This is a genomic window from Pseudomonas sp. H2_D02, assembly GCF_054677635.1.
Window position 1 is genome coordinate 190,377 of sequence record NZ_CP162816.1, and the last position, 23,794, is coordinate 214,170.

At 62.2% G+C, this 23,794-nt stretch carries 21 protein-coding genes and 2 pseudogenes; 20 read left to right on the forward strand and 3 right to left on the reverse strand.

The window, feature by feature from the left end:
- Window positions 1-175 precede the first annotated feature (175 nt).
- The 10 genes and pseudogenes from AB4N42_RS00850 (at window position 176) to AB4N42_RS00895 (ending at window position 13,351) form a co-directional block, all read left to right on the forward strand.
- Window positions 176-2,395 carry a primosomal protein N' gene (locus tag AB4N42_RS00850; protein WP_460115740.1) on the forward strand — a complete coding sequence of 740 codons (2,220 nt, stop codon included), beginning with the start codon at window positions 176-178 and terminating at the stop codon, window positions 2,393-2,395.
- Window positions 2,396-2,658: 263 nt separating this feature from the next.
- Window positions 2,659-4,395: an arginine--tRNA ligase gene (gene argS / locus AB4N42_RS00855; RefSeq protein WP_030140997.1), complete on the forward strand. Its 1,737-nt coding sequence runs from the start codon at window positions 2,659-2,661 to the stop codon at window positions 4,393-4,395.
- A 1-nt stretch (window position 4,396) separates the two neighbouring features.
- Window positions 4,397-5,101, forward strand: a complete 705-nt coding sequence (locus AB4N42_RS00860) for an SPOR domain-containing protein (RefSeq protein WP_030140998.1) — start codon at window positions 4,397-4,399, stop codon at window positions 5,099-5,101.
- 277 nt (window positions 5,102-5,378) lie between these two features.
- Entirely contained in the window at window positions 5,379-5,909 is a 531-nt protein-coding gene (gene hslV / locus AB4N42_RS00865) for an ATP-dependent protease subunit HslV (protein WP_003186641.1), read from the forward strand.
- A gap of 43 nt (window positions 5,910-5,952) precedes the next feature.
- Window positions 5,953-7,291: pseudogene (hslU, locus tag AB4N42_RS00870) on the forward strand (ATP-dependent protease ATPase subunit HslU).
- A 181-nt stretch (window positions 7,292-7,472) separates the two neighbouring features.
- Window positions 7,473-7,850: a gamma-butyrobetaine hydroxylase family protein gene (locus AB4N42_RS00875; protein ID WP_030141000.1), complete on the forward strand. Its 378-nt coding sequence runs from the start codon at window positions 7,473-7,475 to the stop codon at window positions 7,848-7,850.
- A gap of 276 nt (window positions 7,851-8,126) precedes the next feature.
- Window positions 8,127-9,806 carry a class II poly(R)-hydroxyalkanoic acid synthase gene (phaC, locus tag AB4N42_RS00880; RefSeq protein ID WP_460115741.1) on the forward strand — a complete coding sequence of 560 codons (1,680 nt, stop codon included), beginning with the start codon at window positions 8,127-8,129 and terminating at the stop codon, window positions 9,804-9,806.
- 212 nt (window positions 9,807-10,018) lie between these two features.
- A complete protein-coding gene (phaZ, locus tag AB4N42_RS00885) occupies window positions 10,019-10,876 on the forward strand; it encodes a poly(3-hydroxyalkanoate) depolymerase (RefSeq protein WP_030141002.1) in 858 nt (285 codons plus the stop codon).
- A 111-nt stretch (window positions 10,877-10,987) separates the two neighbouring features.
- A complete protein-coding gene (phaC, locus tag AB4N42_RS00890) occupies window positions 10,988-12,670 on the forward strand; it encodes a class II poly(R)-hydroxyalkanoic acid synthase (protein ID WP_460115742.1) in 1,683 nt (560 codons plus the stop codon).
- A 60-nt stretch (window positions 12,671-12,730) separates the two neighbouring features.
- On the forward strand, window positions 12,731-13,351 hold the full coding sequence (locus tag AB4N42_RS00895) for a TetR/AcrR family transcriptional regulator (RefSeq protein ID WP_264429206.1): 621 nt from the start codon (window positions 12,731-12,733) through the stop codon (window positions 13,349-13,351).
- Between the two features lie 195 nt (window positions 13,352-13,546).
- On the opposite strand, the gene AB4N42_RS00900 is transcribed toward AB4N42_RS00895, so the two are convergent.
- From AB4N42_RS00900 to AB4N42_RS00910, 3 genes are all read right to left on the reverse strand, one after another.
- A complete protein-coding gene (locus AB4N42_RS00900) occupies window positions 13,547-14,476 on the reverse strand; it encodes a phasin family protein (RefSeq protein ID WP_460115743.1) in 930 nt (309 codons plus the stop codon).
- A 10-nt stretch (window positions 14,477-14,486) separates the two neighbouring features.
- Entirely contained in the window at window positions 14,487-14,909 is a 423-nt protein-coding gene (locus AB4N42_RS00905; RefSeq protein ID WP_030139121.1) for a phasin family protein, read from the reverse strand.
- Between the two features lie 264 nt (window positions 14,910-15,173).
- Entirely contained in the window at window positions 15,174-15,449 is a 276-nt protein-coding gene (locus AB4N42_RS00910; protein ID WP_030139120.1) for a polyhydroxyalkanoic acid system family protein, read from the reverse strand.
- A gap of 154 nt (window positions 15,450-15,603) precedes the next feature.
- Between AB4N42_RS00910 and ubiE the strand changes: the two genes are divergently transcribed.
- From ubiE to AB4N42_RS00960, 10 genes and pseudogenes are all read left to right on the forward strand, one after another.
- Window positions 15,604-16,374: a bifunctional demethylmenaquinone methyltransferase/2-methoxy-6-polyprenyl-1,4-benzoquinol methylase UbiE gene (gene ubiE / locus AB4N42_RS00915; RefSeq protein ID WP_024779926.1), complete on the forward strand. Its 771-nt coding sequence runs from the start codon at window positions 15,604-15,606 to the stop codon at window positions 16,372-16,374.
- A pseudogene (locus tag AB4N42_RS00920) lies at window positions 16,374-16,998 on the forward strand (ubiquinone biosynthesis accessory factor UbiJ). Before ubiE ends, AB4N42_RS00920 begins: the two are co-directional and overlap by 1 nt.
- Entirely contained in the window at window positions 16,995-18,599 is a 1,605-nt protein-coding gene (ubiB, locus tag AB4N42_RS00925; protein WP_030139119.1) for a ubiquinone biosynthesis regulatory protein kinase UbiB, read from the forward strand. Before AB4N42_RS00920 ends, ubiB begins: the two are co-directional and overlap by 4 nt.
- Before the next feature lie 129 nt (window positions 18,600-18,728).
- Window positions 18,729-19,127, forward strand: a complete 399-nt coding sequence (gene hisI, locus AB4N42_RS00930; RefSeq protein WP_181290774.1) for a phosphoribosyl-AMP cyclohydrolase — start codon at window positions 18,729-18,731, stop codon at window positions 19,125-19,127.
- Window positions 19,120-19,452, forward strand: a complete 333-nt coding sequence (locus tag AB4N42_RS00935; RefSeq protein ID WP_017126935.1) for a phosphoribosyl-ATP diphosphatase — start codon at window positions 19,120-19,122, stop codon at window positions 19,450-19,452. Before hisI ends, AB4N42_RS00935 begins: the two co-directional genes overlap by 8 nt.
- A 24-nt stretch (window positions 19,453-19,476) precedes the next feature.
- Complete coding sequence (locus AB4N42_RS00940) at window positions 19,477-19,764, forward strand: twin-arginine translocase TatA/TatE family subunit (RefSeq protein ID WP_030139117.1); 288 nt, start codon at window positions 19,477-19,479, stop codon at window positions 19,762-19,764.
- A 10-nt stretch (window positions 19,765-19,774) separates the two neighbouring features.
- Window positions 19,775-20,188 (forward strand): Sec-independent protein translocase protein TatB, encoded by a 414-nt coding sequence (gene tatB / locus AB4N42_RS00945; protein ID WP_198797399.1) that lies wholly within the window; start codon window positions 19,775-19,777, stop codon window positions 20,186-20,188.
- A complete protein-coding gene (gene tatC, locus AB4N42_RS00950; RefSeq protein WP_030139115.1) occupies window positions 20,185-20,982 on the forward strand; it encodes a twin-arginine translocase subunit TatC in 798 nt (265 codons plus the stop codon). Before tatB ends, tatC begins: the two co-directional genes overlap by 4 nt.
- Entirely contained in the window at window positions 20,979-21,686 is a 708-nt protein-coding gene (locus AB4N42_RS00955) for a 16S rRNA (uracil(1498)-N(3))-methyltransferase (protein ID WP_030139114.1), read from the forward strand. Before tatC ends, AB4N42_RS00955 begins: the two co-directional genes overlap by 4 nt.
- 115 nt (window positions 21,687-21,801) lie before the next feature.
- Entirely contained in the window at window positions 21,802-23,706 is a 1,905-nt protein-coding gene (locus tag AB4N42_RS00960) for a methyl-accepting chemotaxis protein (protein ID WP_258648741.1), read from the forward strand.
- The last annotated feature ends 88 nt before the right edge of the window (window positions 23,707-23,794 follow it).

Here is a 23,794-nt window from a genome sequence, read left to right on the forward strand (position 1 = left end):
ACCGTCTGCTAGGCTCGCGCCCTCAAGCACAATCCCTGTGGGAGCGAGCTTGCTCGCGATAGCGGCGATTCAGTCAGCATCAATGTGACAGAACTGACGCCATCGCGAGCAAGCTCGCTCCCACATTGAATAGCGCTCAGCCTTGCGAACTTGTTTGCCTACCGAGATCCCCCGCGTGCCCGACGCCATCCTGCGCCTCGCCCTGCCCTCGCCCCTGCGCCGCCTGTTCGACTACCGCGCTCCGGCCGGGGTCCTGCGCGCCCAGTTGCAGCCGGGCATGCGCCTGCGGGTGCCGTTCGGCCGGCGGGAAATGATCGGGATCCTGGTGGAAGTCACCGACCACAGCGAAGTGCCGGTGGATAAACTCAAGCCAGCCCTGGCCCTGCTCGATGCCACGCCGCCGCTGCCGGCGTCGCTGTTCAAGTTGTGCCTGTGGACCGCCCAGTATTATCAGCACAGCCTGGGCGACACCCTGAGTTGGGCCCTGCCGGTGCTGTTGCGCCAGGGCGAACCGGCCGAGGCACGCCAGGAGCGGTTCTGGTCGGTGGCACCAGGCGCCTCACTGGACGACCCGCGTATCGCCCGCGCACCGCGCCAGCGCGAAGCCCTGGCGACCTTGGCCCAACACCCCCACGGCGTGGCCCACCAGTTATTGAGCAAACTGATGCTCAGCAAGGACAGCCTCGACCTGCTACTGGCCAAGGACCTGGTCCAGGTCGAGGTTCGTCGTCATTTACCAGGCGCGCGCCATGAACACTGGCTGGCCCAACCGGAACTGCCGCTCAACGCCGAACAATGGGCCGCTTGCGAGGCGATTCGCGCAGGTTTCGACAGCTATCACGCATTCTTGTTGGCGGGTGTCACCGGCAGCGGCAAGACCGAGGTCTACCTGCAGCTGATCCGCCAGACCCTGGAAGCCGGCAAGCAGGCCCTGGTACTGATTCCGGAAATTAACCTCGGCCCACAAACACTGGCGCGCTTCGAACAGCGCTTCAATGCACGGATCGCCCTGGTGCACTCGGCGGTCAACGACCGCGAACGCCTGGAAGCCTGGCTCGCCGCCCGGGACGGCGAGGCCGATATCATCATCGGCACCCGCTCGGCGCTGTTCACGCCGATGAAAAACCCCGGCCTGATCATCATCGACGAAGAGCACGACGGTTCCTATAAACAGCAGGAAGGCCTGCGCTACCACGCCCGCGACCTGGCGCTGGTGCGGGCCCGACAAGAGAACATTCCCATCGTCCTTGGCTCGGCCACACCTTCCCTGGAAAGCCTGCACAACGCCTACACCGGTCGCTACGGCCTGCTGCGCCTCAACGAACGGGCCGGCGGCGCCAAGCAGCCACGCTTCCTGCGCCTGGATGTGAAAAGTCGTCCGCTGGACAGCGGCATCTCCGGACCGATGCAGCAAGCCATCGGCCAGACCCTGGCCGCCGGGCAACAGGTGCTGGTCTTTCTCAATCGCCGGGGATTTGCCCCGACCTTGCTGTGCCATGATTGCGGCTGGATGTCCGGTTGCGAACGCTGCGACGCGCGGATGACCGTGCATCAGCGTTACGGCGAGCTGCGTTGTCACCATTGCGGGCACTCCGAACGCGTGCCGAGGAACTGCCCGCAGTGCGGGAAAGTGGACTTGCGTCCGGTGGGCGCCGGCACCGAGCGCGCCGAAGAACGGCTGGGGATCTTGTTTCCCGACTATCCCGTGCTACGCGTGGATCGCGACAGCACCTCGCGAAAAGATGCGATGAACAATCTGTTCGCCACCATCCAGAAGGGTCAGCCGTGCATCCTGGTGGGCACGCAAATGCTCGCCAAGGGGCATCACTTCCCCCGGGTCACGCTGGTGTCGATCCTGGATGCCGACGGCGGGCTGTTCTCCGGTGATTTCCGGGCCAGCGAGCGCATGGCGCAGCTGATCGTCCAGGTCGCAGGCCGCGCCGGACGCGCCGAGGAACCGGGCAAAGTGATCATCCAGACTCACCTGGCGGATCATCCGCTGCTGATACAACTGACCGAGCAGGGCTATTTCGCCTTTGCCGAACAGGCGCTGAGCGAACGCCGTGGCGCCGGGTTGCCGCCATTTGCGCACTTGGCGCTGTTGCGCGCCGAGGCTCATAAACCGGGGCAGGCGGAAGGTTTCCTGGACGAAGCGTGCAGTGAGGCGGAACGGCTGCTGGCGGAGCAGAACCTCACCGGCATCGAACTATTGGGCCCGGTTCCGGCTCCGATGGAGCGGCGGGCCGGGCGTTATCGCGCGCAGCTTCTGTTGCAAGCCAATGCCCGGGCGCCGTTGCATCGGCTGCTGAGTGCATGGCTGCTGGCGCTGGAACAGATGCCCAGCGGGCGGGCGGTGCGCTGGTCGCTGGATGTGGATCCGGTGGATTTGTATTAATGGATCGCTAATCTAGCCCTTGTGGGAGCGAGCTTGCTCGCGATGGCGGCGGGTCAGCTTGCATGAATATTGAATGCCAGACCGCTATCGCGAGCAAGCTCGCTCCCACAGGGGATCGCGTACATCCGGGCCACCCAGAATAATCACCACACACCCCCAACCAACCCGCTACAGTTGGCAAGCTCGCCCGCGCCACGGATAATGCCCAGTTTTTCCACCAGCGCATCGAAGCGCCGCCGCGCCTGCGGTTGAAAGAGAAGACCATGAAAGACACCATTCGCCAGCTCATCCAGCAAGCCATCACCCAACTCGTCGCTGAAGGTGTGCTGCCAGAAGGCCTGTCGCCGGCGATTCAGGTCGAGAACACCCGCGACAAGACCCACGGCGACTTCGCCAGCAACATCGCGATGATGCTCGCCAAGCCGGCTGGCATGAAGCCTCGCGATCTGGCGGAAAAAATCATCGCCGCGCTGCCGGCCGACGAAAACGTCAGCAAGGCTGACATCGCCGGCCCCGGGTTCATCAACTTCTTCCAGAACACCCAGGCCCTGGCCTCGCGCCTCGACGCGGCCTTGGCCGACGCGCGCCTCGGCGTGCGCAAGGCCGGCCCGTTGCAGCGTACCGTGGTCGACCTCTCGGCCCCCAACCTCGCCAAGGAAATGCACGTCGGCCACCTGCGCTCGACCATCATTGGCGACGGCGTGGCCCGCGTGCTGGAGTTTCTCGGCGACACCGTGATCCGCCAGAACCACGTCGGTGACTGGGGCACCCAGTTCGGCATGCTGATGGCCTACCTGCAGGAAAACCCCATCACCAGCGACGAGCTGTCGGACCTGGAAAATTTCTACCGCGCCGCCAAGCAACGTTTCGACGAGTCGCCCGAATTCGCCGACCGCGCCCGCGGCCTGGTGGTCAAGCTGCAAGCCGGCGACACCGAGTGCCTGGCGCTGTGGACCAAGTTCAAGGACATCTCCCTGTCCCACTGCCAGAAAATCTACGAGCTGCTGAACGTCAAGCTGACCATGGCCGACGTGATGGGCGAAAGCGCCTACAACGATGACCTGGTCAACGTGGTCAACGACCTCCGCGCCAAGGGCATGCTGGTGGAAAGCAACGGCGCCCAGTGCGTGTTCCTCGACCAGTTCAAGACCGCCGATGGCGAGCCGCTGCCGGTGATCATCGTCAAGGCCGATGGCGGCTACCTCTACGCCACCACCGACCTGGCGGCCGTGCGCTACCGCAACCGTGTGCTCAAGGCTGATCGGGTGCTGTATTTCGTCGACCAGCGCCAGGCCCTGCACTTCCAGCAGGTGTTCGAAGTGGCCCGGCTGGCCGGCTTCGTGACCCACCCGATGGAAATGGAACACATGGGCTTCGGTACCATGAACGGCGCTGATGGCCGTCCGTTCAAGACCCGCGACGGTGGCACCGTAAAACTGATCGACCTGCTGACCGAAGCCCAGGACCGCGCCTACAGCCTGGTCAAGGGCAAGAACCCGGACCTGGCCGAAGACGAGCTGCGCAACATCGCCAAGGTCGTCGGTATCGACGCGGTGAAGTACGCCGACTTGTCGAAGCACCGCACCAGCGACTACAGCTTCAACTTCGACCTGATGCTCAACTTCGAAGGCAACACCGCGCCGTACCTGCTGTATGCCTACACCCGAGTGGCGGGGGTGTTCCGCAAGCTCGGCAAGGACTTCGACGAAGTGGAAGGCCAGATCGTCCTCGAGGCCGCCCACGAGCAGGAATTGGCAGCCAGGCTCGCTCAGTTCGGTGAAGTACTGAACAACGTCGCCGACAAGGGCACGCCGCATACCTTGTGCGCGTACCTGTACGACGTCGCCGGCCTGTTCTCCAGCTTCTACGAAAACTGTCCGATCCTCAGCGCCGAGACACCGGCACAGATGCAGAGCCGCCTGCGCCTCGCCGCACTGACCGGACGCACGCTCAAGCAAGGCCTGGAACTGCTGGGCCTGGAAACGCTGGAGCGCATGTAAGTTGGCCGCCAAGAAAAAACCCGCCCCCAAACGCGGCGCCAGTCGTTACCAGCCCCCGGCGAAAAAGCCGATCCCGGGCTGGTTGTGGATGGCCATCGGCCTGACGGTCGGCGCTTTCATTGTCTTCTTGATGAAGCTGGAGCCGGGCCAGGGCGATGACGTCAAGCGCGTCCGGCAAGAGCAGCAGAAAGCCACGCGGATCGCCGAGGCCAACAAGACGCCGCCGAGCCCGACGCAGCCAGTGAAGCCGAAGTACGACTTCTATACCTTGCTGCCGGAATCGGAAGTCATCGTGCCGCCTGACGCCGTGCCGGAGAAAACCCTGCCGACGCCGCAAGTGCCCCAGGTGCCGACCACACCAGTGACCCCGGCCGAAGCGGCAAAGATCGACACCGCCCGCGCCCAGGCGGCCTTGGCCGGCATCACGCCGCCACCCGCGCCGCCGGTGCAGAAAGCAGCGCCAGTGACGAAGTTCTTCCTGCAGGCCGGTTCGTTCCGCAAGGAAGCTGACGCCGACAAGGTGCGAGCGCAGATCATCCTGCTGGGCCAATCGGTGTCGGTGGAATCCGGGACGGTGAAGGACGAGACCTGGTATCGGGTGCTGGTCGGACCGTTCAGCAATCGGGAAGAACTGACCAAGGCCCAGAAACAACTGGCCGGCAGCGGTTTCAGCAACCTGTTGTTACAACAACGCCAAAGCCGCTGAAGGCAGGCGACCGCGATCCTGTGGCGAGGGGATTTATCCCCGCTGGGTCGCGCAGCGACCCCAACAGCAGTGGACCTGGTGAGTCTGATGCACCGCGTTCTCTGATTTTAGGGCTGCTTCGCAGCCCAGCGGGGATAAATCCCCTCGCCACAGGGTCGCGGAACAATCACAGCGCACCACTCATCCCCTCCCCCACCCCACAGTTGAAAAACCCCACGCCACCCCCAATATGAGTTCCATCCGGGCATTTTCGCCCCGCTGCGTGGAGACTCTTCCCTTGACCACCATCGTTTCAGTCCGCCGTCACGGCAAAGTCGTCATGGGCGGCGACGGCCAGGTTTCACTGGGCAACACCGTGATGAAAGGCAACGCGAAGAAAGTCCGCCGCCTGTACCACGGCCAGGTCATCGCCGGTTTCGCCGGGGCAACCGCCGACGCCTTCACCCTGTTCGAGCGTTTCGAAGGCCAGCTTGAGAAACACCAGGGCCATTTGGTTCGTGCCGCCGTCGAACTGGCGAAGGAATGGCGTACCGACCGCTCCCTGAGCCGCCTCGAAGCCATGCTCGCAGTCGCCAACAAGGACGCCTCGCTGATCATCACCGGCAACGGTGACGTCGTTGAGCCCGAAGACGGCCTGATCGCCATGGGCTCCGGTGGCGCCTACGCCCAGGCCGCCGCCAGCGCCCTGCTGAAGAAAACCGATCTGTCGGCCCGCGAAATCGTCGAGACAGCCCTGGGCATTGCCGGCGACATCTGCGTCTTCACCAACCACACCCAGACCATTGAGGAGCAGGACCTCGCGGAGTAAGCCCGTCCAGGCCCAGACTCCCGCTTGAGGACCGCCAAATACTATGTCCATGACTCCCCGCGAAATCGTCCACGAACTCAATCGCCATATCATCGGCCAGGACGATGCCAAGCGCGCCGTCGCCATTGCCCTGCGTAACCGCTGGCGCCGGATGCAGTTGCCTGAAGAACTGCGCGTCGAAGTGACGCCCAAGAACATCCTGATGATCGGCCCGACCGGTGTCGGCAAGACCGAGATTGCCCGTCGCCTGGCCAAGCTCGCCAACGCGCCGTTCATCAAGGTCGAAGCCACCAAGTTCACCGAAGTCGGCTATGTGGGCCGCGACGTCGAGTCGATCATTCGTGATCTCGCCGACGCCGCCATCAAGCTGCTGCGCGAACAGGAAATCACCAAGGTTCGCCATCGCGCCGAAGACGCCGCCGAGGAACGCATCCTCGATGCGCTCCTGCCGCCAGCGCGCATGGGTTTCAACGCGGACTCCGCCGCGACCCAGGATTCCAACACCCGCCAACTGTTCCGCAAGCGCCTGCGTGAAGGTCAGTTGGACGACAAGGAAATCGAGATCGAAGTGGCCGAGATGGCTGGCGTCGACATTTCCGCGCCGCCGGGCATGGAAGAAATGACCAACCAGTTGCAGAGCCTGTTCGCCAACATGGGCAAGGGCAAGAAGAAAAACCGCAAGCTCAAGGTCAAGGAAGCCCTGAAGCTGGTGCGCGATGAAGAGGCGAGTCGCCTGGTCAACGAAGAAGAGTTGAAGGCCAAGGCGCTGGAGGCGGTCGAGCAACATGGCATCGTGTTCATCGACGAGATCGACAAGGTTGCCAAGCGCGGCAATGTCGGCGGCGCCGATGTGTCCCGCGAAGGCGTGCAACGCGACCTGCTGCCACTGATCGAAGGCTGCACCGTCAACACCAAGCTGGGCATGGTCAAGACCGACCATATCCTGTTCATCGCTTCCGGCGCGTTCCACCTGAGCAAGCCAAGCGACTTGGTGCCGGAGCTGCAAGGCCGCCTGCCGATCCGTGTCGAGCTCAAGGCGCTGTCGCCGGAAGATTTCGAACGCATCCTGAGCGAGCCCCATGCGTCGCTGACCGAGCAATACTGCGCGCTGCTCAAGACCGAAGGCCTGAACATCGAGTTCACGCCCGAAGGCATCAAGCGCCTGGCGCAGATTGCCTGGCAGGTCAACGAGAAGACCGAGAACATCGGTGCCCGTCGCCTGCACACGCTGCTTGAGCGTTTGCTGGAGGAGGTCTCGTTCAGCGCCGAGCGACCTGGCCAGCGCCCACGACGAAGCGCCGATCCGCATCGACGCCGAGTACGTCAACAGCCACCTGGGCGAACTGGCGGAGAACGAAGACCTGTCGCGGTATATCCTGTAAACGACACCCAGTGTGAGCGAGCTCTTGTGGCGAGGGGATTTATCCCCGCTGGGCTGCGAAGCAGCCCTAAAGCCTGCCACCGTGGTGTATTAAGTTGATGTGATCAGCTTTTCAGGGGGCTGCTATGCAGCCCAACGGGGATAAATCCCCTCGCCACAGGCCTCACGAGACTGACGATCCCATGACCAAATTCCCCACCGCCATCAATCTGCACAAAGCCTCCAAGACCCTGACGCTCAAATACGCGCCAGACGAGGAGTACCACCTGCCTGCGGAATTCCTGCGGGTGCACTCGCCTTCCGCCGAGGTCCAGGGCCACGGCAAGCCCATCCTGCAATACGGCAAGCTCGGCGTCGGCCTGACCAAGGTTGAACCCGCCGGCCAGTACGCACTGAAATTGACCTTCGACGACGGCCATGACAGCGGATTGTTCACCTGGGACTACCTGTACCAGTTGGCGGTACGCCAGGAAGACCTGTGGAACGATTATCTCGCCGAACTCAAGGCCGCCGGAAAAACCCGCGACCCGAACGAGTCCGTCGTCAAGCTGATGCTCTAGCTCAAGGGCTGGCGCTTTAGGGCGAATTTTCTAGACTCATCTGCTTGAATGCCCGCGCAGCAACGTCAATGACTGGCCTGCTTGCGAAAAAAATTAAACTCGGGTAACCAATGGAGCTGGCAAGTTCCCTGCAAAGGAACCGGCGAGTTCCTGGCACACGTTTCCTCATTGCCCTCGATGCGGAATTTATGGTCACCCGAGCAGCGTACCTGGTATTGCCTTGCGGCTTCACGGCACGGTCCCGGTACTCGTCTGAAGGACAATGGAGCGTCGTAGATGAGCAACAAGAACAACGATGAGTTGAAGTACCAAGCCTCGGAAAACACCCTCGGCTTGAATCCCGTCGTCGGCTTGCGCAGGAAAGACCTGCTGGCCTCTGCCCGGATGGTGCTGACCCAGACCATCAAACAACCGCTGCACAGCGTCAAGCACGTGGCGCACTTCGGCGCCGAACTCAGGAAAGTCCTGTTCGGCAAATCGGAGTTGCAGCCTTCCAGCGATGATCGACGCTTTGCCGATCCGGCCTGGAGCCAGAACCCGCTCTATCGACGTTATCTGCAAACCTACCTGGCGTGGCGCAAGGAGCTGCACGACTGGATCGACGACAGCAGCCTCTCGCCCCAGGACATCAGTCGTGGGCATTTCGTGATCAACCTGATGACCGAAGCCATGGCGCCGACCAACTCGGCGGCCAACCCGGCGGCGGTCAAGCGCTTCTTCGAAACCGGTGGCAAGAGCCTGCTCGATGGCCTGTCCCACCTGGCCAAGGACCTGGTGCACAACGGCGGGATGCCGAGCCAAGTGGACATGGGCGCATTCGAAGTCGGCAAGAGCCTGGGCGTGACGGAAGGCGCCGTGGTCTTTCGCAACGATGTGCTGGAATTGATCCAGTACCGCCCCATCACCGAACAAGTGCATGAGCGACCGCTGCTGGTGGTCCCGCCACAGATCAACAAGTTCTACGTATTCGACCTGAGCCCGGACAAGAGCCTGGCGCGCTTCTGCCTGCGCAGCAATGTGCAGACGTTCATCGTCAGTTGGCGCAACCCCACCAAGGCGCAACGCGAATGGGGCCTGTCGACCTATATCGACGCGCTCAAGGAAGCGGTGGACGTGGTCACGGCCATCACCGGCAGCAAGGACGTCAATATGTTGGGCGCCTGCTCGGGTGGCATTACCTGCACCGCGCTGCTCGGCCATTACGCCGCGCTGGGCGAGAAGAAGGTCAATGCCCTGACGTTGCTGGTGAGCGTGCTGGACACCACCCTGGACACCGACGTGGCCCTGTTCGTCGATGAACAGACCCTGGAAGCGGCCAAGCGCCATTCCTACCAGGCCGGCGTGCTGGAAGGCCGCGACATGGCCAAGGTCTTCGCCTGGATGCGTCCCAATGACCTGATCTGGAATTACTGGGTCAACAATTACCTGCTGGGCAACGAACCACCGGTATTCGACATCCTGTTCTGGAACAACGACACGACGCGGCTGCCGGCGGCGTTCCATGGCGACCTCATCGAGATGTTCAAGAACAACCCGCTGATCCGGCCCAACGCGCTGGAAGTGTGCGGCACGCCGATCGATCTCAAGCAGGTGACTGCCGACATCTTTTCCCTGGCCGGTACCAACGACCACATCACGCCGTGGAAATCCTGCTACAAGTCGGCGCAGTTGTTTGGCGGCAAGGTGGAGTTCGTGCTGTCGAGCAGCGGGCACATCCAGAGCATCCTCAACCCGCCAGGCAACCCCAAGTCGCGCTACATGACCAGCGAGGACATGCCGGCCAAGGCCGAGGACTGGATGGAGAACTCCACCAAGCACACCGACTCCTGGTGGCTGCACTGGCAGGCTTGGCAGGCCGAGCGCTCGGGCAAGCTGAAAAAGGCACCGACTGTGCTGGGCAACAAGACCTACGTGGCCGGTGAAGCGGCGCCGGGTACGTATGTGCATGAGCGGTGACTGATACAACTGGTCTGGTATTGGGAAGGGATGCTCACGAAAGCGCCCAGGCAGCCGACATCAACAGTGGATGCAAGGCCGTCTTCGCGAGCAAGCCCGCTCCCACAGGGACCCGCATTTCAACGTGGGAGCGGGCTTGCTCGCGAAGGCTGCGACTCGGTCTCACAGACCGAACACTGGTAACCCGAGACATGACCCACAGGGCTTGAAGCATGCCGCAACCGTACATCTTCCGTACCGTCGACCTGGATGGCCAGACCTTGCGCACCGCGGTACGTCCCGGCAAGCCTCACTTGACGCCGCTGCTGATCTTCAATGGCATCGGCGCCAACCTGGAACTGGTATTTCCCTTCATCGAAGCCCTGGATCCGGACCTGGAAGTGATTGCCTTCGACGTGCCCGGGGTCGGTGGTTCGTCGACACCGAACCGGCCCTATCGCTTTCCTGGCCTGGCCAAGCTCACCGCGCGGATGCTCGATTACCTGGACTATGGCCAGGTGAACGTGATCGGCGTGTCCTGGGGCGGCGCCCTGGCACAGCAGTTCGCCCATGACTATCCCGAGCGCTGCAAGAAGCTGGTATTGGCGGCGACCGCCGCCGGTGCGGTGATGGTGCCGGGCAAGCCGAAGGTGCTGTGGATGATGGCCAGTCCACGGCGCTACGTGCAGCCGTCACATGTGATGCGTATCGCCCCGCTGATCTATGGCGGCTCGTTCCGCCGCGATCCAAGCCTGGCGGCCCGCCATGCCGCCAAGGTGCGTTCGGCGGGCAAGCTCGGTTATTACTGGCAACTCTTCGCGGGACTAGGCTGGACCAGCATCCACTGGCTGCACAAGATCCACCAGCCGACCCTGATCCTGGCCGGTGACGACGACCCGCTGATCCCCTTGATCAACATGCGCATGCTGGCGTGGCGCATCCCCAATTCGCAACTGCATATCATCGATGACGGCCATCTGTTCCTGATTACGCGGGCCGAGGCCGTGGCACCGATCATCATGAAATTTCTGGAGGAAGAACGTCAGCGCGCGGTCATGCATCCGCATCCCGCGCCGCTGGGTGGCGGCTGACACCCTCATTAGCGCCTGGCAGGACGCCGGATCACGCAACTACCCGAAACAGCGACTATGTTGTCTGGTTCGGTGTGTTTGTTTTTAGCTTGATGACGAAGGAGTTGACTCATGCGCGACAGACCGGCGAAGGGTTCCATGCCCGCCCCTGCCAGTTTCATCAATGCTCAAAGCGCGGTCACCGGCTTGCGGGGCAGCGACCTGCTTTCCACCCTGCGCAACGTTGCCGCCCATGGCTTGCGCAACCCGGTGCACAGCGTGCGGCACGCGTTGCGCCTGGGCAGTCAACTGGGCCGAGTGTTGCTGGGCGAAACCCTGCACCCCACCAACCCCGAAGACAAGCGCTTCGCCGATCCCACGTGGCAGCTCAACCCCTTCTATCGTCGTAGCTTGCAGGCGTACCTGAGCTGGCAAAAACAGGTCAAGAGCTGGATCGACGAAAGTGACATGAGCCCGGATGATCGTGCCCGCGCGCATTTCACTTTTTCCTTGCTCAACGACGCCGTATCGCCTTCCAACACTTTGCTCAACCCCCTGGCGATCAAGGAGCTGTTCAACTCTGGCGGCACCAGCCTGATCCGCGGACTCAGCCACTTGGTGGACGACCTGTTGCACAACGACGGCCTGCCCCGGCAGGTCACGCCCCAGGCCTTCGAAGTCGGCAAGAACCTCGCAACCACCCCCGGCGCGGTGGTGTTTCGCAATGAGTTGCTGGAGCTGATCCAGTACAAGCCAATGAGCGAAAAGCAGTACGCAAGGCCGCTGCTGATCGTGCCGCCGCAGATCAACAAGTTCTATATTTTCGACCTCAGCCCGTCCAACAGCTTCGTCCAATACGCGCTGAAAAATGGTTTGCAAGTGTTCATCATCAGTTGGCGCAACCCCGATGTGCGCCATCGCGAATGGGGCCTGTCCAGCTATGTCGAAGCAACGGAAGAAGCCATGAACGTCTGCCGGGCAATCACCGGCGCGCGTGAAGTCAACCTGATGGGCGCCTGCGCCGACGGCATGACCATCGCCGCGCTGCAAGGCCACCTGCAAGCCAAGCGTCAATTGCGCCGGGTCGCCAGCGCCACGTACCTGGTGAGCCTGCTGGACAGCGAAATCGAAAGCCCGGCCACGCTGTTCATCGACGAACAGACCCTCGAGGCCGCCAAGCGCCGCTCCTACCAGAAGGGCATTCTCGACGGCCGCGACATGGCTCGCGTATTCGCCTGGATGCGCCCCAACGACTTGATCTGGACCTACTTCGTCAACAATTACCTGCTGGGCAAGGAGCCGCCGGCGTTCGACATCCTCTACTGGAACAACGACTGCACCCGGCTTCCGGCGGCCTATCACGGCGACCTGCTGGACTTTTTCAAGCACAACCCGCTGACCCACGCGGGCGGCCTGGAGGTATGCGGCACGCCGATCGACCTGCAAAAAGTCACGGTGGACAGCTTCAGCGTGGCCGGCATCAACGATCACATCACGCCCTGGGACGCGGTCTATCGTTCGACGCTGCTGCTGGGAGGTGATCGACGCTTCGTCTTGTCCAACAGCGGCCATGTCCAGAGCATCCTCAATCCGCCAGGCAACCCCAAGGCCAACTACATCGAGAATCCGAAGCTGAGCGGCGACCCACGGGCCTGGTATTACGACGCCAAGCACATCGAGGGCAGTTGGTGGACCCAATGGCTGGGCTGGATCCAGGAGCGCTCCGGTGCCCAGCACGAAACCCGGATGGCCCTGGGTAACGCCAACTACCCGCCCCTGGAAGCGGCGCCTGGAAACTACGTGCGAGTCCGCTGAACACCTCATCCCACGGCCACGCTGTTGGCCGTGGAACAACTCCATCACCAAGAAGACCGGATGAAAACCCGCGACCGTATCCTCGAATGTGCCCTGCAGTTGTTCAACGAAAAGGGCGAACCGAACGTTTCCACCCTGGAAGTCGCCAATGAAATGGGGATCAGCCCCGGCAACCTCTACTACCACTTCCACGGCAAGGAGCCGCTGATCCTCGGGTTGTTCGAGCGATTCCAGGCCGAGCTGACGCCATTGCTGGACCCACCCGCCGATGCGCAATTGGCGCCGGAGGACTATTGGTTGTTCCTGCACTTGATCGTCGAACGTCTGGCCCAATACCGGTTCTTGTTCCAGGATCTGTCGAACCTGGCCGGGCGCCTGCCGAAACTGGCCAAGGGTATCCGACAGTTGCTCAACGCCCTGAAGCGGACCCTGGCCTCATTGCTGGCGCAGCTCAAGGCCCAAGGGTTATTGGTCAGCGACACCCAGGCGTTGGGGCAACTGGTGGAGCAGATCACCATGACCCTGTTGTTCTCGCTGGATTATCAAAGAATCCTGGATCGCGAAGGCGACGTTCGCCTGGTGGTCTACCAGATCATGATGCTGGTGGCGCCGCACCTGCCGCCAGCGATCAAGGTCGCGACCGAGCAGATGGCGTTGCGGTATTTGGAAGAGCACGAATAACGAACTGCAGTGGCAGACCCCATTGTGGGAGCGAGCTTGCTCGCGATGACTGCGGCACATTCAACGACAATGTGTCCTGATACACCGCCATCGCGAGCAAGCTCGCTCCCACAAGTTGAACCTGCAGTGCATCCAAATGCACACGCATAAAAAAGCCCGGCCTCAACAGGCCGGGCGTTTTTTTAGTCCTGGAGATCAGGACTGGGTGGGTGGCGTCGATGGGGTCGGCGCAGGTGTTGGCGTGGCAACCGGGGCCGGAGCCGAGGCGGAGTTCGCCGCGCTCACCGGAGGTGTTGCCGGTTTGGTGGTGGCGGTTGGCGCCTTGGGTGCGGCTGCTTTGGGTGCGGCCGGTTTTTTCACGGCAGGCTTTTTCGCTGCGGCAGGTTTTGCGGCGGGTTTGGCTGCTGCTTTCGCCGCTGGTTTGGCCGGCGCTTTTGCCGCTGGCTTGGCTGCCGGCTTGGCGGTGGCAGGTTTGGCGGCCGCGGTTTTGGCCGCAGGCTTAGCGGCGGGTTTGGCTGCTGCCTTGGCCGCTACTGGTTTGGCCGCTGCCTTCGCTGCCGGTTTCGCCGCTGCGGTTTTGGCCGCGGGCTTGGCGGCGGCTTTCGCTGCCGGTTTGGCCGCAGCCTTGACCAGTGGCTTGGCTGCCGTCTTCGCCGCAGGCTTGGCCGCCGCCGTCTTGGTGGCTGTAGCCTTGGTCGCGACTGACGTGACTTTCGCGCCGGTGAGTTTTTCGATCTGCTTGGTCAGGGTGTCGACCTTGTTGTGCAGTTCCTTGACTTCATTGCGGCTCGGCACGCCCAGGCGGGAAATCGCGCTGTTCAGGCGCTTGTCGAAAGCCCCTTCCAGCTCGTCCCACTTACCCATCGCCCGATCCTTCACGCCGCCGATTCTCGACTTGGCGGACTCGGCAGAGACCGCAGCCGCATCGACTTGTTTGCCGATCGCCGTCTTGGTGAGTTTTTCGGCTTTCTCGCCGTCCTTAACCAGGGACTCGAAGAGTTTGCTGCCGTCAGTGTCGATCTTCGAGTACACGCCTAAACCAGCAAGCCAGATTTTGCGGGAGTACTTTTCAATCTTCCCGGCCCACGAGCTGCCTTCTTTTTCGGTGATTTTTTTGCCAGCCATCCCGTTCTCCTTAATGTTTACGCGCGACACGTTCGAGCAATGCCGTCAGCTCATCGAGCTTAGCAGAGAGTGCCTCAACGTCATGTTTAGACGGAATGCCGATACGATTCAAGGCACTTGCAACACGCGCGTCGAATACCTTCTCGACTTTATCGAGTTGTACTTCAACCCGAGCCTTGAACGTATTCACGTCGGTCTTGGCTTCGATCAGCTCGCTGTTAGCCGCTTCAAGTTTTCCGGCAATTTTCTTTTTGCCTTTGGTTTCAATAAGTTCGCCAGCTTTTACCAACTCCTGGAAGTACTCGCTGCCTTCCTGGCCGACCTTCGTGTAGGCGCCCAGGCCCGCCAGCCAGATCTTGCGCGCATACGTTTTCACGTCGCTGAGCGTGGAAGATTCAACGTCGGTTTTTTTCTTCAGGATAACTTTGGCCATGGTGCACCTCACTCGAAAAAAGGTTTGAGGAACTGCCCGCACACGGTCGGGCTCAGGCACAAAGTAGTGACAATAATTAGAAAGGGCACCCTAACAACTGACACAAACCTGAGGGCGATGACTTCCCCTGTGGGAGCGAGCTTGCTCGCGATGGCGGAGAGTCAGCCAACCTTGATGTGACTGAAACAATGCAATCGCGAGCAAGCTCGCTCCCACAGGGGTGAGTGGTGAACTTTAATTTTGCAATCGCACTCTTCCAATCAATCAAGCCAACGCCTTATCCAGCGCCTTTTCGATTTCACCTTTGATCGTGCCGCTCATGGCCGACATCAACATGCCCAACTCCACATCGACGCGAATCGAATCCTCGCCCACATGCACTTCGCCCTTGACCCCGGAACGCTTGAGCTTGAGCGTGTCGCCTTCCCAAGTAGGCTCCAGGCCATAGCTGCTGGACAATTTTGCGGCCAACTTGTCAGCCTTTTCACGGGCCGCTTCCTTGCCCAGGCCATGGGCACGTTCAACAGTAATACGGGCCATCTGATAACTCCTGCTTGATCGAGACTTGCCTGAACGTTCAGACCCTGCCTGCGTCAAAACGTCCGGGCGATGGTCCATCTTACCTGCAGCCTTGCCAAGACAAAGCCCTCCACCGGGATTAGAATGTCCCGCATTCTTTTTTGGTGACCGCGATATGACCGATCAGCGCAAAGGCAGCGATGCCGAACCCACCACACACTTCGGCTTCAAGAACGTGCCGGAAAGCCAGAAGGCGGAAAAAGTCGCCGAGGTTTTCCACTCGGTGGCCGCCAAGTACGACCTGATGAACGACCTGCTTTCGGGCGGCATGCATCGCCTCTGGAAGCGTTTCGCGATCGAACTGTCAGGCGTGCGCAGCGGCAACCGGGTGCTGGACATCGCCGGCGGCACGGGCGACCTGACCAAGAAGTTTTCCCACATCGTCGGCCCGACCGGCCACGTGGTGCTCGCCGACATCAACGAATCGATGCTCAAGGTCGGCCGCGATCGCCTGCTGGACCTGGGCGTGGCCGGCAACGTCGAGTTCGTCCAGGCCGATGCCGAAAAGCTGCCGTTCCCGGATAACCACTTCGACTGCGTGACGATCGCCTTCGGCCTGCGCAACGTCACCCACAAGGAAGACGCCCTGCGCTCGATGTTGCGTGTGCTCAAGCCCGGTGGCCGGCTGCTGGTGCTGGAGTTCTCCAAGCCGACCAACGCGCTGATGTCCAAGGCCTATGACGCCTACTCGTTCGCCTTCATGCCGCTGATGGGCAAGCTGATCACCAACGACGCGGAAAGCTATCGCTACCTGGCCGAATCGATCCGCATGCACCCCGACCAGGAAACCCTGAAGTCCATGATGGTCGAGGCCGGCTTCGACCGCGTGACCTATCACAACATGACGTCAGGCATCGTCGCCCTGCACCGCGGTATCAAGCCCTGATGCTGCTCACCGGCCTGCTCGCCAGCGTCGAACTCGGGATCAACCGGGTCCTGCGCCTGGACAGTACGGCGCCGATGCGCCTGGCGCACTTGAGCGGCAAGGTGATTGCCGTCGATTGCCGCAGCCCGGCGTTGCAGCTGTTTATCCTGCCCAGCGATGAGGGGCTGATGCTCGCCGCCCACTGGGAGGCCGAGGCTGACTGTACGCTGCGCGCCCCGGCGTCGAGCCTGCTTGAACTGGCGCTGAGCAAGAACAAGACCGCGGTGCTGCATGGCCCGGACGTCGAGCTCGACGGCGACAGCGGCGTGCTGCTGGAGCTGGCGGCGATCCTCCAGGACCTTGAGCTGGACTGGGAATACGAAGTGTCCCGCTGGATCGGCCCGGTGGCGACTCAGTTGCTCAGCGGCCACCTGCGCAGCCGCAGCCGCTGGTACCGCCAGGGCTTCGCCAGCCTGGGACAGAATCTGAGTGAATACCTGGCCGAAGAATCGCGTACCCTCGTGGGGCAGCGCGAAGCACAGGCCCGTTTTGATGAACTGGACCAGGTCAAGCTCGACCTGGAACGTCTCGAGGCGCGTTTCGAGCGCCTTTCCCGAACCCTTGAATCCAAGCGATAACGCATGAAGCTGCTTGCCGTCCGCCGTCTGTTGCGCATCCAGCGCGTCGTGATCCGTTACCGCCTCGATGACCTGCTGTTCGCCTTGCCGCTGCCCTGGTTTCTCCTGGCGCTGCGCTTCGTGTTGCCGTGGCGCTGGTTCCCCCGGCGAACCCTGGACCTGAGTCGCGGCGCTCGCCTGCGCCTGGCCTTGCAGGACCTAGGGCCGATCTTCATCAAGTTCGGGCAGATCCTTTCGACCCGCCGCGACCTGTTGCCCGAAGACATCGCCGATGAGTTGATGCTGCTGCAAGACCGCGTGCCGCCGTTCGACTCGAAGTTGTCGGTCGCGCTGATCGAAGCGCAACTGGGCAAGAAGATCAGCGAAGTCTTCAGCCGCTTCGATGTCGAGCCCCTGGCCTCGGCGTCGGTCGCCCAGGTGCACGCCGCCCAGCTCAAGACAGGCGAAGAGGTCGTGGTGAAGGTGATTCGCCCGGGTCTGAAACCGGTCATCGCCCAGGACCTGGCCTGGCTGTTCATCCTGGCCCGCGCCGCCGAGCGGGTGTCCGCCGACGCGCGCCTGCTGCACCCGGTGGACGTGGTCCAGGACTACGAGAAAACCATCTTCGACGAGCTTGATCTGCTGCGCGAGGCCGCCAACGCCAGCCAGCTGCGCCGCAACTTCGAAGGCTCGCCGCTGCTCTACGTACCGCAAGTCTATTGGGACTGGTGCCGGCCGAAAGTGCTGGTGATGGAGCGCATCTACGGCATCCAGGTCACCGACCTGGCGACCCTCGCCGACCAGCGCACCGACATGAAACTGCTGGCCGAGCGCGGCGTGGAAATCTTCTTCACCCAGGTGTTCCGCGATAGCTTCTTCCACGCCGACATGCACCCGGGCAACATCTTCGTCAGCACCGTGCAGCCGTGGAGCCCGCAATACATTGCGATCGACTGCGGCATCGTCGGCAGCCTCACCCCTGAGGACCAGGATTACCTGGCGCGCAACCTGTTCGCCTTCTTCAAGCGAGACTACCGTCGCGTCGCCCAACTGCACATCGATTCGGGTTGGGTGCCGGCCGAGACCAAGCTCAACGAATTCGAAGCGGCAATCCGCACCGTGTGCGAACCGATCTTCGAAAAACCGTTAAAGGATATTTCCTTCGGCCAGGTGCTGATGCGCCTGTTCCAGACCGCACGACGCTTCAACATGGAAGTGCAGCCGCAATTGGTGCTGCTGCAGAAAACCCTGCTGAACATCGAAGGCCTCGGCCGCCAGCTCTATCCGGATCTGGATTTGTGGAACACCGCCCAACCGTTCCTCGAACGCTGGATGCGCGAGCGGATGAGTCCGAAAGCCTTGCTGGGCAACGTCCAGAGCCAGTTCGAACAGCTTCCCCACCTGGCCAACATGACCCGTGACCTGCTCGAACGCATGTCCCAACCCCACGCCAACGACCCGGCGCCGCCGTGGCACCGACGCAAGGATGACTGGTTCCTGCGATTGCTCGGCGCAGCCCACCTGGGCGGAGGCGCCGTGCTGGCCGCCGGCGGTCCGTTAAGCCAGTTGGGCCATTGGCCCGCCGGCATCATGGTGGCCGTTGGTTTGTATCTGGTCGTTCGTCGATAGCACGAAGCAGCTGCAAGCGATAAGCTGCAAGCCGCAAGTTCATGGGTGAACTATCAACGCAAGCACCACACAGAATCGCTTTTACTTGCAGCTTGAAGCTTAAAGCTTGCCGCTGCCCCAGGACCCAAGATGAAAAACTGGCAGGACGAGATCAAGTGGGACGCTGACGGCCTGGTGCCGGCCATCGCCCAGGATCACAAGACCGGGCGCGTGTTGATGATGGCCTGGATGAACCGCGAAGCGCTGGCCCTGACCGCCGCCGAGAACCGCGCCATCTACTGGTCACGTTCCCGTGGCAAGCTGTGGCGCAAAGGTGAAGAATCCGGGCATGTGCAGCACCTGCATGAGATGCGCCTGGATTGCGACGGCGACGTCATCATCCTGATGGTCGAGCAGGTCGGCGAAATCGCCTGCCATACCGGCCGTCAAAGCTGCTTCTATCGCGTCTTCGAGAACGGCGACTGGAAAACCGTCGACCCGGTGCTCAAGGACCCGCATGCCATTTATTCAGGACACTCCCATGACTGACACCTTGACCCGCCTGGCCCAGGTGCTGGAAGAACGCAAGGGCGCCGCGGCCGACAGTTCCTATGTCGCCAGCCTCTACCACAAGGGCTTGAACAAGATTCTGGAAAAGGTCGGCGAAGAGTCGGTCGAGACCATCATCGCCGCCAAGGACGCCGCCATCAGCGGCGACTGCAGCGACGTGATCTACGAGACCGCCGACCTGTGGTTCCACAGCCTGGTCATGCTGGCCCAACTGGGGCAGCATCCGCAGGCCGTACTGGATGAACTGGACCGTCGCTTCGGTCTGTCCGGGCACGTCGAGAAAGCCTCGCGCCCGTCCGCCTGATCAATTTTTGAGAGGAGTAGCCACATGGGTATCTTTGACTGGAAACACTGGATCGTCATTCTGGTGGTCGTGGTGCTGGTATTCGGCACCAAGAAACTGAAAAACCTCGGCACCGATGTCGGCGAGTCGATCAAGGGCTTCCGCAAGGCCATGAACGATGACGAAAAACCGGCCGACCCGGCGACCTCCCAGGCTCAACCCGTGCAGCCGGCCCAACCGGTACACCCGCAGGCCACCCAGCCGGTGAATGCGCCGAACACCATCGACGTGCAGGCCCAGAAAGTCGAAGAGCCAACCCGCAAAGACTCGTGAGCACTGACTAATGTTTGGGATCAGCTTCACTGAACTGCTGCTCGTCGGCCTCGTCGCCCTGCTGGTGCTGGGCCCCGAGCGCCTGCCGGGCGCTGCGCGTACCGCCGGTCTGTGGATCGGGCGCCTGAAGCGCAGCTTCAACGCGATCAAACAGGAAGTTGAACGTGAAATCGGTGCCGACGACATCCGTCGGCAACTGCACAACGAACACATCCTGTCCCTGGAGCAGGAAGCGCGGAAAATCTTCACGCCGACCCAGCAGGAGCCTACGCCGGTCCAGCCCGTAGCCGAGCCGACGATTGCGCCCCAGGCACCGACTGTCGAAGCGGCGCCAGCAGTGGCCGAACCCGCGAAGCCGGTCGATCCGGCTCCTGCGACCACACCGACTCCCCACGATCCCACTTTGCCGCCGCGAGCCCCATGAGCGATATCCCTGAAAACGACCAGCCAATGCCGCTGGTATCGCACCTCACCGAGTTGCGCACCCGCCTGCTGCGTTGCGTCGCGGCGGTTTTCATTATCTTCGCCGGGCTATTCTCCTTCACCCAGCAGATCTACACCTTCGTCTCCACGCCGCTGCGCGAATACCTGCCAGCGGGCGCGACGATGATCGCCACCGACGTGTCATCGCCGTTCCTGACGCCGCTGAAGCTGACGATGATGGTCTCGCTGTTCCTGGCGATCCCGGTGATCCTGCACCAGATCTGGGGCTTCATCGCACCGGGCCTGTACAAGCATGAAAAACGCATCGCCGTGCCGCTGCTGGTGTCGAGCATCCTGCTGTTCTATACCGGCATGGCCTTCGCCTATTTCCTGGTGTTCCCGCTGATCTTCAAGTTCTTCGCCGCCGCCACCCCGGCGGGCGTGGAGATGATGACCGACATCACCAGCTACCTGGATTTCGTCATGACGCTGTTCTTCGCCTTCGGCGTGGCGTTCGAGATTCCTGTAGCAGTGGTGCTGCTGGTGTGGATCGGCGTGGTCGATGTCGCCTATCTGAAGAAAATCCGCCCGTACGTGATCATCGGCTGCTTCGTGGTCGGCATGATCCTCACGCCGCCGGACATTTTCTCCCAGACCTTGCTGGCCGTGCCGATGTGGCTGCTGTTCGAAATCGGTATCCTGTTCGGTGGCCTGGTGCGCAAGCGCCGGGAAGATGAACCCGAGGACCAGCCGGTCGATGACCACAACGACCAGCCGCCAGCGACCCAAGCGTGAACCTGCTGCTGCTCGAAGAGGCCGATTTCATCGGGCCTGACCGCGTCGTCCTGAGCGATCGCCGGTTGACGCACATGCAGGAAGTCCACCGCAGCGCCGTCGGCGACAGCCTGCGGGTCGGGCGCATCGGCGGCTTGATGGGCACGGCCCAGGTGCTGCGCCTGGAAACTCGCGAAGCCGAACTGCAAGTGACCCTGGACCAGCCGCCACCGGCCAAGTTGCCCTTGACCCTGGTGCTGGCACTGCCGCGTCCGAAGATGCTCAGGCGCGTGTTCCAGACCGTGGCGACCATGGGCGTGCCGCGCGTGGTGCTAGTGAACAGTTATCGGGTGGAAAAAAGTTTTTGGCAGACGCCGTTCCTGGAGCCCGAGGCGATTCGTGAACAACTGATCCTGGGGCTGGAGCAGGCCCGGGACAGCGTGCTGCCGGAAATCGTCATCGAGAAGCGCTTCAAACCCTTCGTCGAGGATCGCCTGCCCGCCATCGCCGAGGGCACCCTCGGGCTGGTCGGCCACCCCGGCAACCACCCGCCCTGCCCCCGGGCACTGACCGAACCGGTGACCCTGGCAATCGGCCCCGAAGGCGGTTGGATTCCCTATGAGATCGACTTGCTGGGCAAGGCCGGCCTGCAGCCGGTGCAGCTTGGTGAGCGGATCCTGCGGGTCGAGACCGCGGTGACGGCGTTGCTTGCGCGGCTATTCTGATCCTGATCGTTTGCAAGGGTATTCCAAACGCATCTAACGCATTTCTCCTGTCCTCCCACATCGCGCCGATACAACTATCATAAAAAGCAGTTCCGCCCTTCAAGGGAGTACCGGCATGTTCCGATGGCTAGGTAACGTAGGCGTTAATCGCAAACTCGGCTTCGGTTTCGGCTTGGTACTGCTCTTGACCGTAATGATCGCTTTCACCGGTTGGACCGGCCTGAGCAAGGTAGTTGCTCGCGGCGACACGCTGGGACTCATCGCCAGCCTGAACGACCTGACCAAGGACCTGCGCTCCGCGCGCATGGATTATGACGCGACCCGTGGCGAAAAAGGCCCAGGTGACCTCAACGATCTCCTCGGTAAATTGGAGCCTGGGCTACAGAGCGCCCGCCAATCGATCGAGGAGCCGGCCGATGTAGCGATCATCGATAAGCAGTTGGCGGCTGTCGCCGAGTACAAGACTGTCGTCGCCGATTTGATCCGCGCCACCGCCAGTCGCGAGGATGCCCGCAGCAAACTGGGCGCCAGCGCCGATAACGCAGTGGCCCATGTCGCCGACGTTGAAAACGCCATGCTGCAAGGCGATAGCGTTCCACGACTCGGCGGTGTGTCGAGCCTGGCAAAAGCACTCCAGCAGGCCCGCTATCAGGTTCGCGGCTACACCTACAGTGGCCAGGCCAGCGCCGAGCAACCCGCGCTGGATGCCATCGATAACGCGATGAAAACCCTCGACAATCTTGCACCGCAACTGGCCGATGAACACGCCGCCAAGCTGCAGCAGGCCAGTGCATCGTTCAAGGCTTATCGTGCAGCGGTCAGCCAGTTCCATGACGCCCAGACTGCCAACGCAGCTGCCATCAAGCGCATGTCGGACCTGGGGGTCGTGCTACGCGAGGCCAGCAGGAATCTCACCGCGTCCCAGACGATGGTGCGCAACCATGAAGCGGCCCAGGCCGATACTCTCCTGGTCTCGGCCGCTGCGCTGGCCCTCCTGTTCGGCGTGATCGCAGCCCTGATAATCACCCGACAGATCGTCGACCCGCTGGGCCAGACCCTCAAGGTGGCCGAACACGTGGCCGCAGGCGACCTGACCCACAACCTTACCTCCGAGCGCCGCGACGAACTGGGCCAGCTACAGCGTGCCATGCAAGGCATGACCGTGGGCCTGCGGCAATTGATCGGCGGCATCAGCGAAGGCGTTACGCAGATTGCCAGTGCCGCCGAGCAGCTCTCGGCCGTCACCGAGCAGACTAGCGCCGGAGTCAGCAGGCAGAAAGTGGAAACCGACCAGGTCGCCACCGCCATGCACGAAATGACGGCCACGGTGCAGGAAGTGGCGCGTAATGCCGAGGAAGCCTCCGAGGCCTCCCTCGCCGCCGACCAGCAGGCCCGCGAGGGCGACCAAGTGGTGGGCGAAGCCATCGCCCAGATCGAACGCCTGTCCAGGGAAGTGAGCAACTCTACCGAAGCGATGGGCCAGCTCCAGCGCGAAAGCGACAAGATCGGCAGCGTCCTCGACGTCATCAAGTCCGTCGCCCAACAAACCAACCTGCTGGCCCTCAACGCGGCCATCGAAGCGGCCCGTGCCGGTGAAGCCGGTCGTGGTTTCGCCGTGGTGGCCGATGAAGTCCGCAGCCTCGCCCAGCGCACCCAGAAATCCACCGAGGAAATCGAAGAGTTGATTGCCGGCCTGCAGACGGGTACCGAAAAGGTCGCGAGCAGCCTGGGCAGCAGCCGCGGCCTGACCGATAGCAGTGTCGAACTGACCCGCCGCGCCGGCGGTTCCCTGGAGAACATCACCCGCACCGTCTCGGCGATCCAGGCAATGAACCAACAGATCGCCGCCGCCGCCGAGCAACAGAGCGCCGTGGCCGAGGAGATCAACCGCAGCGTGCTGAACGTCCGCGATGTATCCGAGCAGGCCTCCGCCGCCAGCGAAGAGACCGCTGCCTCCAGCGCCGAATTGGCACGGCTGGGGGTTCATTTGCAAACGCTGGTAGGACGCTTCAAGGTCTGACCAGAACGGCCGGCATAACCCTGTGGCGAGGGAGCTTGCTCCTCGCCACGAAATCTTGACAATCCCCTACAGATCCCTCCCAAACCGC

Coding starts and splice junctions, on each gene's coding strand:
- ubiE (WP_024779926.1), top strand. CDS start 15,604: ATGACCGATCAGCGCAAAGGCAGCGATGCCGAACCCACCACACACTTC.
- argS (WP_030140997.1), top strand. CDS start 2,659: ATGAAAGACACCATTCGCCAGCTCATCCAGCAAGCCATCACCCAACTC.
- AB4N42_RS00940 (WP_030139117.1), top strand. CDS start 19,477: ATGGGTATCTTTGACTGGAAACACTGGATCGTCATTCTGGTGGTCGTG.
- tatC (WP_030139115.1), top strand. CDS start 20,185: ATGAGCGATATCCCTGAAAACGACCAGCCAATGCCGCTGGTATCGCAC.
- tatB (WP_198797399.1), top strand. CDS start 19,775: ATGTTTGGGATCAGCTTCACTGAACTGCTGCTCGTCGGCCTCGTCGCC.
- phaZ (WP_030141002.1), top strand. CDS start 10,019: ATGCCGCAACCGTACATCTTCCGTACCGTCGACCTGGATGGCCAGACC.
- AB4N42_RS00910 (WP_030139120.1), bottom strand. CDS start 15,449: ATGGCCCGTATTACTGTTGAACGTGCCCATGGCCTGGGCAAGGAAGCG.
- phaC (WP_460115741.1), top strand. CDS start 8,127: ATGAGCAACAAGAACAACGATGAGTTGAAGTACCAAGCCTCGGAAAAC.
- AB4N42_RS00935 (WP_017126935.1), top strand. CDS start 19,120: ATGACTGACACCTTGACCCGCCTGGCCCAGGTGCTGGAAGAACGCAAG.
- AB4N42_RS00900 (WP_460115743.1), bottom strand. CDS start 14,476: ATGGCTGGCAAAAAAATCACCGAAAAAGAAGGCAGCTCGTGGGCCGGG.
- phaC (WP_460115742.1), top strand. CDS start 10,988: ATGCGCGACAGACCGGCGAAGGGTTCCATGCCCGCCCCTGCCAGTTTC.
- AB4N42_RS00905 (WP_030139121.1), bottom strand. CDS start 14,909: ATGGCCAAAGTTATCCTGAAGAAAAAAACCGACGTTGAATCTTCCACG.
- ubiB (WP_030139119.1), top strand. CDS start 16,995: ATGAAGCTGCTTGCCGTCCGCCGTCTGTTGCGCATCCAGCGCGTCGTG.
- AB4N42_RS00875 (WP_030141000.1), top strand. CDS start 7,473: ATGACCAAATTCCCCACCGCCATCAATCTGCACAAAGCCTCCAAGACC.
- hisI (WP_181290774.1), top strand. CDS start 18,729: ATGAAAAACTGGCAGGACGAGATCAAGTGGGACGCTGACGGCCTGGTG.
- AB4N42_RS00960 (WP_258648741.1), top strand. CDS start 21,802: ATGTTCCGATGGCTAGGTAACGTAGGCGTTAATCGCAAACTCGGCTTC.
- AB4N42_RS00895 (WP_264429206.1), top strand. CDS start 12,731: ATGAAAACCCGCGACCGTATCCTCGAATGTGCCCTGCAGTTGTTCAAC.